Origin of the sequence: Streptomyces sp. NPDC001868 (assembly GCF_040297125.1) — a bacterium.
Taxonomy (GTDB): Bacteria; Actinomycetota; Actinomycetes; order Streptomycetales; family Streptomycetaceae; genus Streptomyces.
The window spans coordinates 13,175-28,922 of the sequence record NZ_JBEOYO010000072.1 but is presented as its reverse complement, the minus strand read 5'-3'; the positions used below and the strand labels follow the sequence as shown (position 1 = coordinate 28,922).

At 70.2% G+C, this 15,748-nt stretch carries 15 protein-coding genes; 4 read left to right on the top strand and 11 right to left on the bottom strand.

Going from position 1 to position 15,748, the window contains the following annotated elements; genetic code table 11:
* Positions 1 to 14: 14 nt before the first annotated feature.
* From ABT147_RS42620 to ABT147_RS42595, 6 genes are all read right to left on the bottom strand, one after another.
* Positions 15 to 548: a P-loop nucleotide/nucleoside kinase family protein gene (locus tag ABT147_RS42620; protein ID WP_351416875.1), complete on the bottom strand. Its 534-nt coding sequence runs from the start codon at positions 546 to 548 to the stop codon at positions 15 to 17.
* A complete protein-coding gene (locus ABT147_RS42615; protein WP_351416872.1) occupies positions 548 to 1,141 on the bottom strand; it encodes an HAD domain-containing protein in 594 nt (197 codons plus the stop codon). The genes ABT147_RS42620 and ABT147_RS42615 overlap by 1 nt, the downstream gene beginning before the upstream one ends.
* A gap of 120 nt (positions 1,142 to 1,261) precedes the next feature.
* Positions 1,262 to 2,713, bottom strand: coding sequence for an aldehyde dehydrogenase family protein (locus tag ABT147_RS42610; protein ID WP_351416870.1), 1,452 nt, complete (start codon positions 2,711 to 2,713; stop codon positions 1,262 to 1,264).
* Positions 2,714 to 2,720: 7 nt separating this feature from the next.
* Positions 2,721 to 4,451, bottom strand: a complete 1,731-nt coding sequence (locus tag ABT147_RS42605) for an N-acyl-D-amino-acid deacylase family protein (RefSeq protein ID WP_351416867.1) — start codon at positions 4,449 to 4,451, stop codon at positions 2,721 to 2,723.
* Between the two features lie 106 nt (positions 4,452 to 4,557).
* A complete protein-coding gene (locus tag ABT147_RS42600) occupies positions 4,558 to 5,676 on the bottom strand; it encodes an LLM class flavin-dependent oxidoreductase (protein WP_351416865.1) in 1,119 nt (372 codons plus the stop codon).
* 202 nt (positions 5,677 to 5,878) lie between these two features.
* Entirely contained in the window at positions 5,879 to 6,631 is a 753-nt protein-coding gene (locus ABT147_RS42595; protein WP_351416863.1) for an SDR family NAD(P)-dependent oxidoreductase, read from the bottom strand.
* Positions 6,632 to 6,828: 197 nt separating this feature from the next.
* On the opposite strand from ABT147_RS42595, the gene ABT147_RS42590 reads away from it, so the two are divergent.
* Together ABT147_RS42590 and ABT147_RS42585 are read left to right on the top strand one after the other, a co-directional pair.
* Positions 6,829 to 7,566: a hypothetical protein gene (locus ABT147_RS42590; protein ID WP_328838592.1), complete on the top strand. Its 738-nt coding sequence runs from the start codon at positions 6,829 to 6,831 to the stop codon at positions 7,564 to 7,566.
* A 141-nt stretch (positions 7,567 to 7,707) separates the two neighbouring features.
* Positions 7,708 to 8,499, top strand: coding sequence for a hypothetical protein (locus tag ABT147_RS42585; RefSeq protein ID WP_351416860.1), 792 nt, complete (start codon positions 7,708 to 7,710; stop codon positions 8,497 to 8,499).
* 106 nt (positions 8,500 to 8,605) lie between these two features.
* Here ABT147_RS42585 and ABT147_RS42580 read toward each other — a convergent pair whose 3' ends face one another.
* A complete protein-coding gene (locus tag ABT147_RS42580) occupies positions 8,606 to 9,166 on the bottom strand; it encodes a LuxR C-terminal-related transcriptional regulator (protein WP_502983261.1) in 561 nt (186 codons plus the stop codon).
* A gap of 640 nt (positions 9,167 to 9,806) precedes the next feature.
* Here ABT147_RS42580 and ABT147_RS42575 point away from each other — a divergent pair.
* The gene (locus ABT147_RS42575; RefSeq protein ID WP_351416855.1) at positions 9,807 to 10,628 is read left to right on the top strand and encodes a hypothetical protein; all 822 of its coding nucleotides are present in this window, start codon (positions 9,807 to 9,809) and stop codon (positions 10,626 to 10,628) included.
* Positions 10,629 to 10,803: 175 nt separating this feature from the next.
* On the opposite strand, the gene ABT147_RS42570 is transcribed toward ABT147_RS42575, so the two are convergent.
* Positions 10,804 to 11,469, bottom strand: a complete 666-nt coding sequence (locus tag ABT147_RS42570) for a response regulator (RefSeq protein WP_351416852.1) — start codon at positions 11,467 to 11,469, stop codon at positions 10,804 to 10,806.
* A 1-nt stretch (position 11,470) separates the two neighbouring features.
* Complete coding sequence (locus ABT147_RS42565; RefSeq protein WP_351416851.1) at positions 11,471 to 12,652, bottom strand: sensor histidine kinase; 1,182 nt, start codon at positions 12,650 to 12,652, stop codon at positions 11,471 to 11,473.
* Between the two features lie 244 nt (positions 12,653 to 12,896).
* On the opposite strand from ABT147_RS42565, the gene ABT147_RS42560 reads away from it, so the two are divergent.
* A complete protein-coding gene (locus tag ABT147_RS42560; RefSeq protein WP_351416849.1) occupies positions 12,897 to 13,520 on the top strand; it encodes a hypothetical protein in 624 nt (207 codons plus the stop codon).
* Here the strand turns inward: ABT147_RS42560 and ABT147_RS42555 are convergent.
* Both ABT147_RS42555 and ABT147_RS42550 read right to left on the bottom strand, forming a co-directional pair.
* Positions 13,478 to 14,380, bottom strand: coding sequence for an LLM class F420-dependent oxidoreductase (locus tag ABT147_RS42555; protein WP_351416909.1), 903 nt, complete (start codon positions 14,378 to 14,380; stop codon positions 13,478 to 13,480). The genes ABT147_RS42560 and ABT147_RS42555 overlap by 43 nt on opposite strands.
* A 29-nt stretch (positions 14,381 to 14,409) precedes the next feature.
* On the bottom strand, positions 14,410 to 15,669 hold the full coding sequence (locus tag ABT147_RS42550) for an amidohydrolase family protein (RefSeq protein ID WP_351416846.1): 1,260 nt from the start codon (positions 15,667 to 15,669) through the stop codon (positions 14,410 to 14,412).
* Positions 15,670 to 15,748 lie beyond the last annotated feature (79 nt).

Sequence of the window (15,748 nt, the reverse complement as noted above, 5' to 3'; positions counted from 1 at the left end):
CGGCTGCCACGCCCTCACCCGCCCACGCGACGCAGTACGACCTCAGCCAGCTCACCCGGGCTCGACTCGCCGTCCAGGAACACCGTGTCGCGGGGCAGGGTGTCGAGCGCGGCCGTGCACGCCGGGATGCGCGCCTTGCACCACCGGCGGACGCGTTCGTCCTGCTCGGGGTCGTCGGGTGTGAAGCTCCGGCCGTCGATCCGGGCGGTCAGTACGTCCTCGGGGACCTTGAGGAAGAAGTGGTGGAGGGGGACACCGGCGGCCTCGATCGCGCCGAACACCTCAGCGACGTAGTCGGGGTTCACCAAGGTCATCGGCGCCAGCACCGGCCGCCGGTACTCCTCCGCCAGGCCCACCAGGAACTCGGCCACCTGCCGCCGCCACAGCCGCAGATCCTGGAAGTCCCCGGTCGGCACCTCCACGATCTCCCGCAGCACATAGCCGACCACCTCGGGATCGAACAGCAACGCCTCGGGCCATCGCCCCCGCAACTCCTCGACCAAGGTGGTCTTGCCGCTCCCGAAAGCCCCGTTCACCCATACGATCATCAGTCGACCGTATCCCTTCCCATCCGGCCGGTGGTGGTCCGCGCGAAGGCAGCGAGGGCCGCGAAGTCCGGTTCTCGCAGGCCGAGTCGGGGGTCGACGCGGTGCAGCAGGACAGAGTTCCGGTGGTGCCTGGCCACGAAGTCCCGGTCGGCGGCGCCGATCTCGTCGTCGACCCATGCGAACGGGCGCCCTGCCGCGTGCTCGACGAGCCGCGGTGTCTTCCAGAAGACCCCAGCCCCCACAGTCCCCGAAGGGTCCGAGTCGGCCCCGGACGCGCGCGTCTCCGGCCACTCCACCACCGGCAGTTCCGGCAGCCCCAGCACCGGCGCAATGTACGTGTTCGCCTCACCGGCCCACGTCGTCGCCCACATCAGCTCGAACAGCTTGGCCAGGGCGAGCAGTTGACGGCCGTGGTCCGGGTTGAGCCAGACCCGTAGCGGCTTGACGTACGCCGCCGGCTCACCCGGATGCTGGTCGAGCCAGCCCTGCGGTTTCATCCGATGGGTCGTGTAACCGGCGGGCCGCCGCTCCGGCTTCGCGGCGTACGGGTTCAACGGCCCGTCCACGTCCAGATAGAGAAGCGGGCGGCTCATCACGACGCCCACCCGATACGCCCAACACACCAGACGCGCCTACGCCGCCCACCCCACCCAACCCGCCACCCAACCAGCATTCGAACATCATCGTGTCACCGACGAGCCCGAGGGAAGAGATCACCCGGGCCAGACGATCGCCTGCACCTCGCTGTACGCGTGCAGCGCGTACGACCCCACGTCGCGCCCCACCCCGCTCTTCTTGAAGCCGCCGAACGGGGCCTCCATGTTGCGGCCGACGGTGTTGACGCCCACGCCACCGGCCCGGAGGCGGCGGGCCACGCGGAAGGCTCGGGCCACGTCGCCGGACCAGACGTAGTCGATGAGGCCGTAGTCGCTGTCGTTGGCGAGGGTGACGGCCTCGTCCTCGTCGTCGAAGGGGAGGACGACGACGACCGGGCCGAAGATCTCCTCGCGGACGACCCGCATGTCCGGGGTGCAATCGGCGAGAAGGGTGGGCGCCACGTAGAACCCCCGGTCATGCGGCGGGCGTTGACCACCGGCCACCACCCGCGCGCCCTCCTTGCGGCCCAGTTCGACATACGACTCCACCCGGTCGCGGTGCGCCGCCGAGATCACCGGGCCGACGACGGTGCCGCGCTCGCGGGGGTCGCCCACGGGCAACCGCCCCGCGTACGCGGCCAGTTGGGTCACCAACCGGTCGTAGACGCCCCGTTGGGCGATCACCCGCGTCGGTGCCGTGCAGATCTGACCGCTGTAGAAGGTGAAGGTCGTGGCGATGCCGGCCACCGCCGCGCCCACGTCCGCGTCGTCGAAGACGACCGCCGCGCCCTTCCCGCCCAGCTCCATCAGCTGGCGCTTCATCCCGCGCCCGCACACCTCCGCGATCCGCTGCCCGACCGCCGTCGAGCCGGTGAAGCTGACCATGTCCACGTCCGGGGAGTCCACGGCCGCCTCGCCGACCTCCGCGCCCGACCCGCTCACCACGTTCACCACCCCCGGCGGAACACCGGCGGCCTCCAGGGCCTCCGCCATGCGGTAGACGGAGAGCGGGTCCTGCGGGGCCGGCTTCACGACGACCGTGTTGCCCATGGCGAGGGCGGGGGCGATCTTGCCCGCCGGGTTGGCCCAGGGGTTGTTGTACGACGTGACGCAGGTGACCACGCCCACCGGCTGCCGTACGGCGAGGGCGCCCATCACGGCCGCCTTGCCGAAGGGGCCCGCCTCGTTGATCTGAGGGGCGATCGGCTCCTCCACCGGCTCAACCCGGGCGTACCGCTGGAAACGGGCCGCACCGATCCCGACCTGCATCCCCCGCGCCGTACCGGTCGTCGCGCCGCTCTCGGCCTGGGCTAGTTCGGCGTACGGAACGAGGTCGCGTCGGATCAGCTCCGCCGTACGGGCCAGGATCGCCGCCCGCTCGGCGGCCGGTGTCCGGGACCACGGGCCGAAGGCCTCGCGGGCGGCGGCGGCGGCCGCGTGGACCTGGTCCCGCGAGGCCTCCGGCGCCCGCCCGACGACGCCCTCGGTCGCCGGGTCGATCACCTCGTAGTGCCCGCCGTCGGGCTCCACCCAGGAGCCGCCGACGAACAACCGCTGGGCGTCGGTCACTTGACGCTCACCTCGTACTCACCGTCCGGGTGTCCCGCCCGCTGCGCAGCACCTTCCCGGGCACCGCCCCGGTCACCACGTCGTCGCGGATCGCCTCGACGCCGTTGACCCAGACCGCCCGTATACCGATCGCCTTGGAGTCGAGGCGTGGGCTGTCGCCCGGCAGGTCGTGCACCAGGGTGGCCTTGCCGGCGTCGACGCGCTCCGGGTCGAAGAGGACGAGGTCCGCATGCCACCCCTCCCGCACCTGCCCGCGTTCCCGCAGGCCGAAGAGGCGCGCCGGGTCGTCGGTCAGCATCTTCACCGCCTGTTCGAGCCCGACGAGCTTCCGGCCGCGCAGACAGTCCCCGATGAACCGGGTGGTGTACGGGGCGCCGCACATCCGGTCCAGATGGGCGCCCGCGTCCGAGCCGCCGAGGAGGACGTCCTCGTGGCGCCAGGTCTCGGCGCGCAGGGTCCAGGAGCCGGGGTCGTTGTCGGTGGGCATGGGCCACAGGACCGTACGGAGGTTGTCGGCGGCGCAGATCTCCACCAGGCACTCGAACGGTTCCTGCCCCCGCTCGGCCGCGATGTCCTTCACGACCCGCCCGGTGAGGCCCTCGTTCGCCTCGCTGTACGTGTCCCCGATGACGTACCGCCCGAAGTTGGCCAGCCGCCGGAAGACGCCCGCCTCCTTCGAGTCCGCGCGGCGCAGCATCTCCGCCCGCACCTCCGGGTCGCGGAGGCGTTCGATCCGCTCGGGCACCGGCAGGCCCAGGATCGGGCCCCAGCCGGGGATCAGGTTCAGCGCGCAGAACGTGCCCAGCGACATGTTCATCGGCGTGAGGATCGGCATCGTCAGGGCCACCACCCGGCCCCCGGCCTTCCGCGCCCGCTCGCTCGCCTCCAGCTGCCTCGGCACGCGTTCGGGGACGGCCGAGTCGATGGTGAGGACGTTCCAGTTGAGGGGGCGGCCGGCCACCGCGCTCATCTCCACGAAGAGATCGATCTCGTCGTCGCTGAACTGGTCCAGGCAGCCCGCGACGATCGCCTCGATCTGTGTCCCCTCGTGCTCGCCCACCGCCCGTGACAGGGCGATCAGTTCGGCGGGCTTCGCGTGCCGCGACGCGACCGGCTGCCCGTCGCCGTCACTGTGCGTCGAGGACTGCGTGGTCGACAGCCCCCACGCACCCGCCTCCATCGCCTCGTGGAACAGCCGCAGCATGGCGTCGAGTTGCTCGTCGCTCGGCTGCCCGCCGATGGCATCGGGGCCCATCACATACCGCCGCAGCGCGCAATGTCCCACCATGAAGCCCGCGTTGACGGCGATCCGCCCTTCGAGGGCGTCCAGATACTCCCCGAAGCCGCTCCAGCTCCAGGGCGCCCCCTCCTCCAGCGCGACCAGCGACATCCCCTCGACCTTGGACATCATCCGTCGCGTGTAGTCCGCGTCCTCGGGGCGGGCGGGGTTGAGGGGCGCGAGCGTGAACCCGCAGTTCCCGCCCGCGACCGTCGTCACCCCGTGGTTGAGGGAGGGCGTCGCGTACGGGTCCCAGAACAGCTGCGCGTCGTAGTGGGTGTGCGGATCGACGAAGCCGGGGGCGAGGACGAGTCCGGCCGCGTTCTCCGACGTACGGGCCTCTTCGGTGACGGTCCCGATGACGGCGATCCGCCCGTCCCGTATCCCCACGTCAGCGGTGTAGGCGGGAGCACCGGTCCCATCGACGACGGTCACACCTTCGATGACATGGTCGAGCATGCCTCTCCCCTCCGGGTGCCTGGTAGCAATCGAGTACTGCAGTTGGGTCAGGGGCGCGGGGAACTGCGCGACCAGCCCCCACCGAGCCGCAGCCGCCGTACAAACGTCACCCCGCCGCCCGGAACCGCGAAGTCCGATGCACAGGATCCGTATCGATCTTCGGAATCACGTGCTCCCCCACCAGCCTGATCGTCTGCAGGGTCGCCTCCTTCGGCACCCCCACCGGCAACCCGAAGCTCAACTGATCCGCCCCGGCCTGCTCCCACCGCTTGCACTGCCGGACCACCTCGTCCGGATCCCCGCAGATCAACAGCTCTTCCTCGATGAGCAGTTCGATGAACTCCTCGTTGTACTCGGGCAGCGTCTCCGGCCAGACCGGGAAGCCGTCCGGCCGCGGGAACGTGTCGTGGTACCGGAAGACGAGCGACGGCAGATAGTGCAGCCCGCCGTTGACCGCGATCCGCACCGCCTCGTCGTGCGTGGGCGCGCAGATCGCGGTCGTCGTCACCATCACGTTGTCGTTGACGAAGTCACCGATGGGCTCGGCGTCGACGATCGCCGTCTTGTACTTCTCCAGCACCCACTCCATGTCGGAGACCTTCTGCACACTGAAGCCGAGCACGCCGAGCCCCTTGCGCGCGGCCATGGAGTACGACGGCGGCGACCCGGCCGCGTACCACATCGCGGGGTGCGACTTCCCGTACGGCTTGGGCAGGATCTTGCGCGGCGGCAGGGACCAGTGCTTGCCCTGGAAGCCGACGTACTCGTCCTGAAGCCACATCTTGGGGAACTCTGCGATGGTCTCTTCCCAGATCTCCTTGGTGTAGTTCATGTCGGTCACACCCGGGATGAAGCCGAGGATCTCGTGCGAGCCGGCCCCGCGTCCGCTGCCGAACTCGAAGCGGCCCTCGGTGAGATGGTCGAGCATGGTCACCTTCTCGGCGACCTTCACGGGGTGGTTGACCTGGGCGAGGGGGTTGAAGATGCCGGAGCCCAGATGGATCCGCTCGGTGGCGTGCGCCAGATAGCCGAGGAACACGTCATTGGCCGACAGATGCGAGTACTCCTCCAGGAAGTGGTGCTCGGAGGCCCACGCGTACTTGAAGCCGGACTTGTCCGCCTGGATGACGTACTCGGTCTCCTCCATCAGTGCCTTGTGCTCCGCGAGCGGGTCGGTCTCGGCCCGCTTGCCCACGTATCCCTGTACAAAGAGCCCGAATTCCAAGGAGGTTCACCGTCCCACGGTCAGGTCCTCTGACTTTTCTGACTGTCCGTCAGATATCGATACGGCCGACTGTTCCACCGGCCCCGTGGAGCGTCAATAGCTGACGTGCCGTCAGATCGATGCCCATCAGATCGATGCCCATCAGATCGACGTCCATCAGATCGACGTCCGCCAGGTCGACGTCCGTCAGGTCGGCGTGCCCTCAGAGGCTCACCCCGGCCAGCCAGCCCCCGTCGATCACGAACGGCTGCCCGGTGATGTAGGAGGAGTCCTCGCAGGAGAGGAAGAGCGCGAGCCGGGCGACCTCGTCGGGGCGCCCGATCCGGCCGAGCGGGACCCGCTTGCGGTAGAGCTTGGCGACGGCCTCGGCGGACGTCTCGTCGCCCGGGTCGGTCATCGCGGTGTCGATGGAGCCGGGGCAGACCGCGTTGACCCGGATGCCCTTGCGGGCCAGCTCCAGCGCGGCGACCCGGGTGAGGCCGACGATCGCGTGCTTGGTCGCGGCGTACGCGCCCACGTACGCCATCCCCGTGAGTCCCGTGTACGAGGCGGTGTTGACGATCGTGCCGCCGCCGGCCGCCTCGATCTCGGGGGCCAGGGTCTTGACGCCGAGGAAGACACCGACCTGGTTGACCCGTACGACCTGCATGAACTCGTCGAGGGGGGTGTCGACGAGGGAGTTGAAGCGCAGCACGCCGGCGTTGTTGACGAGTCCGTCCACCCGGCCGTAGGCGCCCTTGGCGGCGGCCACGGCGGCCGTCCAGTCCTCCTCGCTGCCGACGTCCAGGTGGACGTAGAGTGCGCCGATCTCCTTGGCGAGGGCCTCCCCCTGGTCGTCGAGGACGTCGGCGACGACGACCTCGGCCCCCTCCGCCCGGAACAGCCGGGCCTCCTGTTCACCCTGACCGCGCGCGGCACCTGTGACGAGGACGACACGTCCGTCGAGCTTGCCCATGGGGACTCCCTTCGGGGTGCGTTGGCCGAGGTCAGCGTACCGCCGTAGCTGACGAAGCGTCAGATGCGAGACGCATGCTTGCGATTGCGATCACAAGTGACCAATGGGTAGGGACATTTGACCCTGTCCACCACACGTACGGGGCCTCAATAATTCACCATCGGAAGGTAAAGCCACCCCCAAGGAGAGAGCCGAGCATGGCGAAGAGGCGCTTCAAGAACAAGAAGGTCCGGTACCTGGCGATCGGGGCCTCGCTCCTGACCGGTACGGCGGTCGTCACCGTGCTGCTGCCGTCGGCCAACGCCGCCGATGAGAAGACGCCCGACCAGATCATGAGGATGTGCGAAAGGACTGCCAAGCTCAACGGAAAACAGCAGTCGACGAGGGATTTCGGAGGCGGGCTCGGGGACGGTTTCGAGTCAGACACCTGTGATTTCGTCGAGACGAAGTTCGAGACCTTCGACGGACCCACGGAGAAGGTCACCGTCGACTTCCCGAACTGCGAGCCGAACGCCACCGAACCGTCGAAGGTGACCACCGAGTTCTCGAAGGCGGTGGGCCAGGGCCAGGGCAAGTACACCGCGACCCAGCAGGGCGCCCTCGGCGGTCTCTTCGGAGCCCTGAGCGGCGGCTGGGTGAAGCACAAGGGCACGCTGGACATGACCGTCAAGACGGCCACCGCCAGCGAGTCGGAACAGCGGGAAGTGCCCGTCGGCAAGGTCATGCATGTGACGTTCACGCCGAAGATGCAGCGCATGACCGGCGAATGGCGGGTGCACCTCGACGCCGATCCTGGAAGCTTCGCCGTGAACCCCTCCCCCGAGAAGAACTTCGTGGCGCCGGAGGTCGTCGAGGGCCCGGTCATCCTGGAGAGCGCCGCGGGCACGCCCGGACTCGCGGACGGCACCAGCAAGGTCGTCCTGGAGGACTGCTGACCGAAGGCCGGCAGCCGACGGCCTCGGGGCGCCCGCCCCACCACACAGACTTCTCCCCCCACGGGATCCCCCACCCCTCACGGGAGGGACGCCCCCTCCCACCATTGCTTATCCCCCTCATCACCCTCGCAGGAGACACACATGACACGCACCGGGCGCAGCGGCAACCACCGCAGCAAGAAGAAGCGCATCACCCTCGCGCTGGCGCCGGTCGCCGCCCTCGGACTGGCCGTCCCACTGATGTACAGCGCGGGTGCCGCCACCCCCGACGAGGTGGCCACCGACTGCCGTACGGACTCGGACAAGCTGGAGAACTGCGAGTTCGTCGACGTCCAGGTCAAGCGCAACAGCCTCGGCCCCAACGAACGGGTCACCTCGGTGACCGACAACTGCGGAGTCAGCACCGCGGCGACGAAGACCTTCAGCGGCACGGCGTCCGTGACACGCACCATTCAGCTGGAGGACGGCTTCAACACGGACGGCAGCACGAAGCTGGCGAGCTCCGTCTTCGAGATCGGCGTCAAGTTCGCCACGCAGGAATTCAACATCAAGCGCGACGACACCACGTCGTCGTTCTCCTTCTCGAGAAGTGACACGGTCAAGCCGGACCACATCGCCTTCTTCATGTGGTCCCACAAGCGCACCGACGTGAGCGGTTTCCTCAAGGCCACCTACAAGGAGGCCCAGGACGGCCAGAAGGTGTTCTTCTCCCCCAGCGAGGGGGCTACGAGCGTCCACGTCTTCTATCCGCAGCTCCTGCCCAGCGGAACGCCGGACGGCCGGCTCTGGCTGCGCAACGTCCAGTGCGGTACGCCCCAGGCCAACGGAATCATCAACAGCGAGAACAGTGCCCGCGCCGAACCCGGATTCGACGAGGGTGGCGCGAACGTGACCGACATCGAGGTTCCGCTCTCCGAAGTCACCATTCAATAGCCGCCGGAGAAACCCGAGTAATCCCCCGTGCCATGCGCGGGGGATTCTTTCGTACGGTTTCCCGAATGGGCTCCCTGTGTTCCTGGACGTGCTCAGTTCCGCGTTCTCATACGCGAACCCCGGGGGTCGCCCCCAGCCAGCGCAGCACCGCCTCCGTGCTCCCCCGGACATCCAACTTGGCGTAGATGTTGCTCAGGTTGTTGCGGACGGTCTTCTCGCTCAGCCGCAGACGCAGCCCGATCTCCTGGGCGCCGAGGCCGGTGGAGAGGAGTTCCATGATCTGGCCCTCGCGGGGCGAGAGCAGCGAGCGCAGTCGCTCCATCGCCTCCCCGTGGTCCGGCAGACGCTGGGCCGCGTCCCGGATGGCCGCGCAGGCGACGGGCGAGAAATAGGTGTGGCCGACCGTGGCGGCCATGACCGCCGAGGAGAGCATGCAGGTGCAGTAGTCGCCCTCGACCAGATAGCCGGCCCCGCCGCGGAACACCTCCACCACCGCCTCGGCGTCCCGGCGGGGGCTGACGACGACCACCGGAGCGCTCATGGAGCCCATGGCCCTCAGCAGTTCCGCGAAGGAGACCGACGGGTCCTCGCAGCGCAGGACCACGACATCCGCCTCGCTCTCCCGGAGCGCGTGATAGGGCGGCGGGACGTACAGCGCGCTGCTCACGTACCGGTCGTCGGGGGCCGGCCAGTCGTCGTGCGGCCACTCCCTCTCGGCACAGGCGAGGGCGACGGACAGGCTCTGGGACGACGGTTCCGGCAGCCGGGGCGGGTGCGCCGGGACACGGGAAGGGGGTGCGGGAACAGCTGAAACGGGGGTGCCTACGGGGGTGCCTACGTGCTGGGACGTTCTGACGTGCCGGGGGGATCGCACTTCGCGTGTCCTTCCGCCGAAGCCATGACGTACGTACATACGTGACTCGGGCGTAAGTTGTTCGAAGATTCAAGAAACGAATTGTCTGGCTGTCAGACAGGTTCTGCCGGCCCCGCCCGCCCCAGCGGTCCGACAACCCCGCATCGAACTCCCCTGCCTGGTCGGGGAGTTCGGCTCGGCGAGCGCCCGCACTGGGGCCGTTCCCGTTCCCGTCCTGGCCCTCATGACCGGAGTGGTGGCGATCGTGGCCGGAACGGTCGGGACGGTGGGGAGGGGACGGTCGCGCTGTGGCACCGGGCGGGCGTAGGGTCCCCGTGTGCGTTGATCTGCCGGGCGGTGGCCGCGTTGCCGCCGCAGAGGATGCGGGTGACCCCGACGAGGTTCGGGGCCGCCCGTTCGGCATACCCGTCGCCATCCCACCGGAGATCACGCCATGACCGCTCAGCGATCCCTCGCCTCCTACGACGCGTTCGTCGAGTTCACCGAGCTCGCCGCCGCCGACCCGGCTGTCGTAGGCCTCGTCCTCAAGGGCTCCCGGGCCCACGAGGGCATGACCACCGAGTACTCCGACCATGACCTGTACGTGGTCCTCGCCGACGGCGCGACGACGACGCTCACCCGGTTCACGGGGCACCGCACCCCGGAACTCGACCTCGTCGTCCTCTCCCTCGCCGAGTTCCGCGCCGCCGGGATGCCCGGCTTCGAGCGGTACGCCCTCGCCCGCGCCCGCGTCGTACTCGACCGCCTCGACGGAGGCATCGCCCGCATCCTGGCCGCCAAGGCACGGCTCGACGCCGACGAGGCCTTCCGGGAGGCAGGGGCGTACCTCGACGCCTACGCCAACTCCCTCTACCGCTCGGTCAAGAACCACCGCGACGGCCACACCCTCGCGGCCCGGCTCGACGCCGCCGACAGCGTCCGGTACCTGCTGGAAACCCTCTTCGCCCTGGACCGCCGCCCCCGCCCGTACAACAAGTACCTGGAATGGGAGCTGACCCGCTTCCCCCTCCCCGACTGGGACACCGCCACACTCCTCGACACCCTGGCCCACATCTCGGCCACGGGCGACGCGCCCACCCAGCGCCGCCTCTTCGCCCAGGCCGAGGCCGTCGCCCGGCGTGCGGGGCACGGCCCGGTGCTGGACGCGTGGGGCGAGGACCTGCACCTGATGCGACCGGTCAACGCGCGGCCGGTCAACGCGCGGCGGGCTCCCACCACCGAAGATGGGCGGCTGCCTGAGCCACCGGCTCGATGACCTCCCAGCACTCGGCGATCAGCCCGTCGTCGATCCGCCAGATGTCTACGACGGCGATCTCCGTTCCCCCACCGGGGAGTTGGCGCCGCGAGTGCATGACGACGTGATCACCGTCGGGGAGCCGGCGGCTCCTACGACAACGGCCGTACACGGCTTCGGCGGTGGCGGCCAAGGTTCACAGCAGACCGAGGTCGCGGGCGCGGAGGGCCGCCTGGGTGCGGTCGCGCAGGGCGAGGCGGTTGAGGATGCGGGAGATGTGGTTCTTGACGGTGCCCTCGCTGAGGTAGAGGCGCGTGGCGATCTCCCGGTTGGTGTGGCCGTGTGCCACGAGCCGCAGGATGTCCGTCTCGCGTGGGCTGAGGGTGACCGCGGGAGTCTCCGCGGTGGGGCCGGGACGCGGCAGGAAGGCGGTCAGGTGGTGGGCGACGGACGAGTCGAGCTGGGTGACGCCCGCGTGCGCCAGGCGGATCGCGTGGGCGAGTTCCTCGGCCGGCAGATCCTTGAGGAGATAGCCGTGCGCGCCGGCCCGCAACGCCTGCACGACGTACTCCTCGTCGTCGAACGTCGTCAGCATCACCACCCGGCACTCCGGCGCCCGGTCGCGCAGGACGGCGACCGCCTCGACACCGTCCATCTCCGGCATCCGGACGTCCATGAGCACGACGTCCGGCCCCAGTTCCAGCGTCCTCGCCACGGCGTCCCGGCCGTCCACGGCGGTGCCGACGACCTCGATGCCCGGCCGGATGGAGAGCAGGGAGGCGATGCCGTCCCGGATGAGCCGCTGATCGTCCACCACCAGCACCCGCACGGGCGGCACCTGCTCCGGCTCATCGTCGTTCATGTCACCGCTCCCCTGTCTGCCTGGGCATCTGCCCGAACACCTGCCCGGACTTCGCCGTCGTCCCGCGCGGGACCGTCACCGTGAGCCGGGTGCCCGCTCCCGGGCTGCTGTCGATGTCGACGCTCCCCGCCACCAGATGCACCCGCTCCCGCATGCCGAGCAGCCCGAACCCGGCGGCGGCCGCGTCCGGTGCGAAGCCGCGGCCGTCGTCCGTCACCTCCAGCCGCGCGGCGTCCCCGGTCAGCCGGACCACGACGGTCACCTGTGCGGCCCGGGCATGGCGGCGCGCGTTGGTCACGGCCTCCTGCGCGGCCCGGTGCAGCGCGGTCAGCTCGGCCGGGCCGTAGCCGTCCTCGTCGCCGCTCACCTCGACCGTGACCCGCGGCCGTGCCGTGCCGTCCTGCGCCAGCGCGGCGAGCGCCGCCGACAGCGTGGGGCGCGTCGCCTCGTCCCGCAGCGCGCGCACCGACTGCCGTACGTCGCCCAGCGCGAGCCGTACCGACCGCCGTGCCTCGTCCAGGGCCCGCCGGGCCGCGTCGGGGTCCAGGCTCCTGAAGTCCGAGGCCATCTCCAACTGCACGGACATCACGGTGAGATGGTGACCGAGGCTGTCGTGGATGTCCCGCGCCAGCCGGTTGCGCTCGGTGGCGGCGGACAGTTCGGCGACCCGCGCGGCATACGCCTCCAGTTCGAGCCGTGCGCGCTGCTCGCCGACGGCCACCGCCGCCATCGAGATCGCCAGCACCAGCCCGACGCAGAGCATCAACAGGTCGGCCACGTACTCCGGGTCGCGGTACCAGCCGGGCGCGGTCAGCACGTAGGTGGTGAGCAGCCCGGCCAAACACAACGCGCCCAGCGCCAGCGCGGTGGTGCGGCCGAAGGCGAAGTAGGCGGTGAACGGCACCAGCACGAACAGCACATGGGACAGTCCCGAGGCGTCCAGCAGCACCACCGCTCCGATCAGGGCGCAGCGGGCCGGCAGCAGCACCCGGGCGGCGGGCCGACGGCGTCCGGCCGCCTCCAGGGCGAACAACGCGCCGATCGCGGTGACGAAGCCGGCCGTCCGCCAGGCCGTCGGCCCGGGGCCGTCGTCCAGGCCGGCCGCCGCGGAGTACAGACCACCCACCAGTACGACGCCGTACAGCAGCGGCGCCACCCATCGCGCGGGCACATACGCCACCATGCGCACCCCCTCACCCGTTGCCGCCAGGCTAGGCCGGTCACGACCGCCCCGGCACACCGGCGAGCACATCACGGCCGGATCGTGCCCGAGGGCATGTGCCGAACGGCCCGACGCCGTCCGGAAGACGGTGACTTCCGGCCGCCGGTGCCGGACGTCCTTCACCTCCCGGCGCCGACCGAGTGCTTCCTACGGTTGCGACCCGACCCACTGTCCGAGCAACCGGAGCAACCTCATGCCCTCATCCGTGACCTCATCCTTCACCTCATCGACCTTTCGCGTCGGCGCCCTGTGCGGGGCGCTGTCCGGTCTACTGATCGCCCTGCCCGGCCTGGTCGAGGCGTTCACCGGAGAGACCTCGGCGACCAGCGTCCCGCTCGCCCTCGCCTCCGCGTTCGCCCTGCCGCTGCTCCCCGCGCTGCACCTGCGCCAGGGCCCGGCCACCGGACGCCTCGGCACGAGCGCCGTCACCCTCAACCTCATCGGCCTCGGCCTGTTCGGCGGCGCCGCGTTCGCGTCGAACCTGGTCCTCTTCTACTTGGACGACGACATCATCGACGAGACCCTGACCGGCCCCACCGTCCCCGCACTCCTCGGCTCCGCGGCCGTCTTCGCCGTGGGCTGCGCCCTGTTCGGGGCGGCCATGATCCGCGCCCGGGTCCTCCCGAGGGTCCCGTCCTGGGGATATGCCGTGGTTCTGCCGCTCTTCGCGTTCCTGACCGCGCTGCCCGAATCCGTGCTCACCAGCGCGCTGCACGTCCTGGTCGGAGTCATCCTGATGTGGCTCTCGGCCGCGTTGTGGCGCACGGCCCCGGACGTCGAGCACGCTTACAGCAAAGGCGCGACCTCCGTGCCGAACTCCGCCATCTGATCGACGAGTTCGCTCCGGCCGCGGCTCCGGAACCGTACCTGGATCTGATCCACGCCCATCGCCGCGTACGCCCGCAGCGACTCGGCGAGGGCGGCCGGTCGGCCGGTGAGGGTGCGGCGGCCGACGTTCCAGGTCGGGTCGCCCAAGTACAGCGGCTCGGTGATGGCGCCGATGGTGAGGGGGGTGGTGACGCCGGCCTCCTCCCGCAGCTGCCGTAGCCGGGTGATCTGGGCCGGGAGCCGGTCGCGGGGGTCGCCCTGCGGGAGCCAGCCGTCACCCCGCACCGCGGCTCGGCGTACGGCGGCGGGGGACGAGCCGCCCACCCACACCGGGATACGGTCCTGGGCCGGGCGGGGACGTTGGCCCAGGTCCTCGAAGTCGTACAACTTGCCGTGGTGGGCGGGGAATTCGTCCGGGCCCAGGGCGGCTCGCAGCGCGTCGACGCACTCGTCCAGGACGGCTCCCCGCCGGTCGAAGTCCACGCCGAGCGCCTCGAACTCCTCCCGTACGTGCCCGGCGCCCACGCCGAGGATCAGCCGGCCGCCGGAGAGGTGGTCGAGGGTGGCGTACTGCTTGGCCGTGAGGAGCGGGTGGCGCAGGCCGACGACCGCGACATGGCTGAGCAGCCGGACCCGTTCGGTGACCCCGGCCAGATAGGCGAGCGTGGCGACCGGGTCGTACCAGACCGTGCTCATCGCGGGCGCGAGGCGGCGCGGGATGGCCACGTGGTCGCAGGTGGCGATGTACGCGAATCCCGCCCGGTCGGCGGCCCGCGCGATCTCGGCCAGATCCTCCGGCCCGGCGTCCGCCTCCCAGGGCTCGGCGTAGAGGGTGCTCTGCGACTGGACGGGGAGTTGCATCCCGTAGCGGAGCGCCGCATCGGCCCCGCTCAACGGGCGCTCCCCGGCCCGGCCCAGAGCCCCTCCCCCGTCAGCCCGAGCAACTCGATCGCGTTGCGCCGCACGATGCGGTCGACGACGTCCGGGTCCAGGTGCCCCATCTGCGCCTCGCCGACCTGCCGGGACTCGGGCCAGGTGGAGTCGGAGTGGGGGTAGTCGGTCTCGTACAACACGTTCCCCACGCCGATCGCGTCCAGGTTGCGGAGCCCGAACGCGTCGTCGAAGAAGCAGCCGTAGACGTGGTCGGCGAACAGTTCGGACGGCGGGCGGTGGACCTTGTCGGCGACGCCGCCCCAGCCGCGGTTCTCCTCCCAGACGACGTCCGCGCGCTCCAGGATGTACGGGATCCAGCCGATCTGGCCCTCGGCGTACATGACCCTGAGGTTGGGGAAGCGTTCGAACTTGCCGCTCATCAGCCAGTCGACCATCGAGAAGCAGCAGTTGGCGAAGGTGATGGTGGAGCCCACGGCCGGTGGGGCGTCGGCCGACGTCGACGGCATACGGCTCGACGAACCGATGTGCATCGCCACCACCGTGCCGGTCTCGTCGCAGGCGGCGAGGAAGGGGTCCCACTCGTCGGTGTGGACGGAGGGGAGGCCCAGGTGCGGGGGTATCTCGGAGAAGGCCACGGCACGGACCCCCCGGGCCGCGTTGCGGCGGACCTCCGCCGCCGCCAGCTCGGCGTCCCAGAGCGGGATGAGGGTGAGCGGGATGAGACGGCCGTGCGCCTCGGGGCCGCACCACTCCTCCACCATCCAGTCGTTGTACGCCCGGACACCGAGCAGCCCCAGCTCATGGTCGGCGGCCTCGGTGAACGTCTGGCCGCAGAAGCGCGGGAAGGTCGGGAAGCAGAGGGCCGACTGGACGTGGTTGACGTCCATGTCCGCGAGGCGCTGCGGGACGTCGTACGAGCCGGGGCGCATCTGCTCGTAGGTGATGATCTCCAGTTTGATCTCGTCCCGGCTGTAGCCCACCGCCGTGTCCAGGCGGGTCAGCGGGCGGTGCAGGTCCTCGTAGACCCACCAGTCGCCGATCGGGCCGTCGTCGCCGGGGGCGCCCATGACGGGCTTGAACCGGCCGCCGAGGAACGTCATCTCCTTCAGCGGCGCGCGGACTACGCGGGGACCGATGTCCCGGTACTTCTTCGGGAGCCGGTCCTGCCAGACGTTCGGCGGCTCCACCGTGTGGTCGTCGACGGAGATGATCTTCGGGAAGGCGGTGGTCGCCGTGGCGGTCTCCATGGTCTCCATGTGCGCCACGGTAGCGCCGAACTGACGGTCCGTCAGCTATGCGTGGGGCGTTGTTGCGTATGGGGTCCCGCGGAAACGC

Coding starts and splice junctions, on each gene's coding strand:
- ABT147_RS42620 (WP_351416875.1), bottom strand. CDS start 548: ATGATCGTATGGGTGAACGGGGCTTTCGGGAGCGGCAAGACCACCTTG.
- ABT147_RS42615 (WP_351416872.1), bottom strand. CDS start 1,141: ATGAGCCGCCCGCTTCTCTATCTGGACGTGGACGGGCCGTTGAACCCG.
- ABT147_RS42605 (WP_351416867.1), bottom strand. CDS start 4,451: ATGCTCGACCATGTCATCGAAGGTGTGACCGTCGTCGATGGGACCGGT.
- ABT147_RS42595 (WP_351416863.1), bottom strand. CDS start 6,631: ATGGGCAAGCTCGACGGACGTGTCGTCCTCGTCACAGGTGCCGCGCGC.
- ABT147_RS42590 (WP_328838592.1), top strand. CDS start 6,829: ATGGCGAAGAGGCGCTTCAAGAACAAGAAGGTCCGGTACCTGGCGATC.
- ABT147_RS42585 (WP_351416860.1), top strand. CDS start 7,708: ATGACACGCACCGGGCGCAGCGGCAACCACCGCAGCAAGAAGAAGCGC.
- ABT147_RS42575 (WP_351416855.1), top strand. CDS start 9,807: ATGACCGCTCAGCGATCCCTCGCCTCCTACGACGCGTTCGTCGAGTTC.
- ABT147_RS42570 (WP_351416852.1), bottom strand. CDS start 11,469: ATGAACGACGATGAGCCGGAGCAGGTGCCGCCCGTGCGGGTGCTGGTG.
- ABT147_RS42565 (WP_351416851.1), bottom strand. CDS start 12,652: ATGGTGGCGTATGTGCCCGCGCGATGGGTGGCGCCGCTGCTGTACGGC.
- ABT147_RS42555 (WP_351416909.1), bottom strand. CDS start 14,380: ATGCAACTCCCCGTCCAGTCGCAGAGCACCCTCTACGCCGAGCCCTGG.
- ABT147_RS42550 (WP_351416846.1), bottom strand. CDS start 15,669: ATGGAGACCATGGAGACCGCCACGGCGACCACCGCCTTCCCGAAGATC.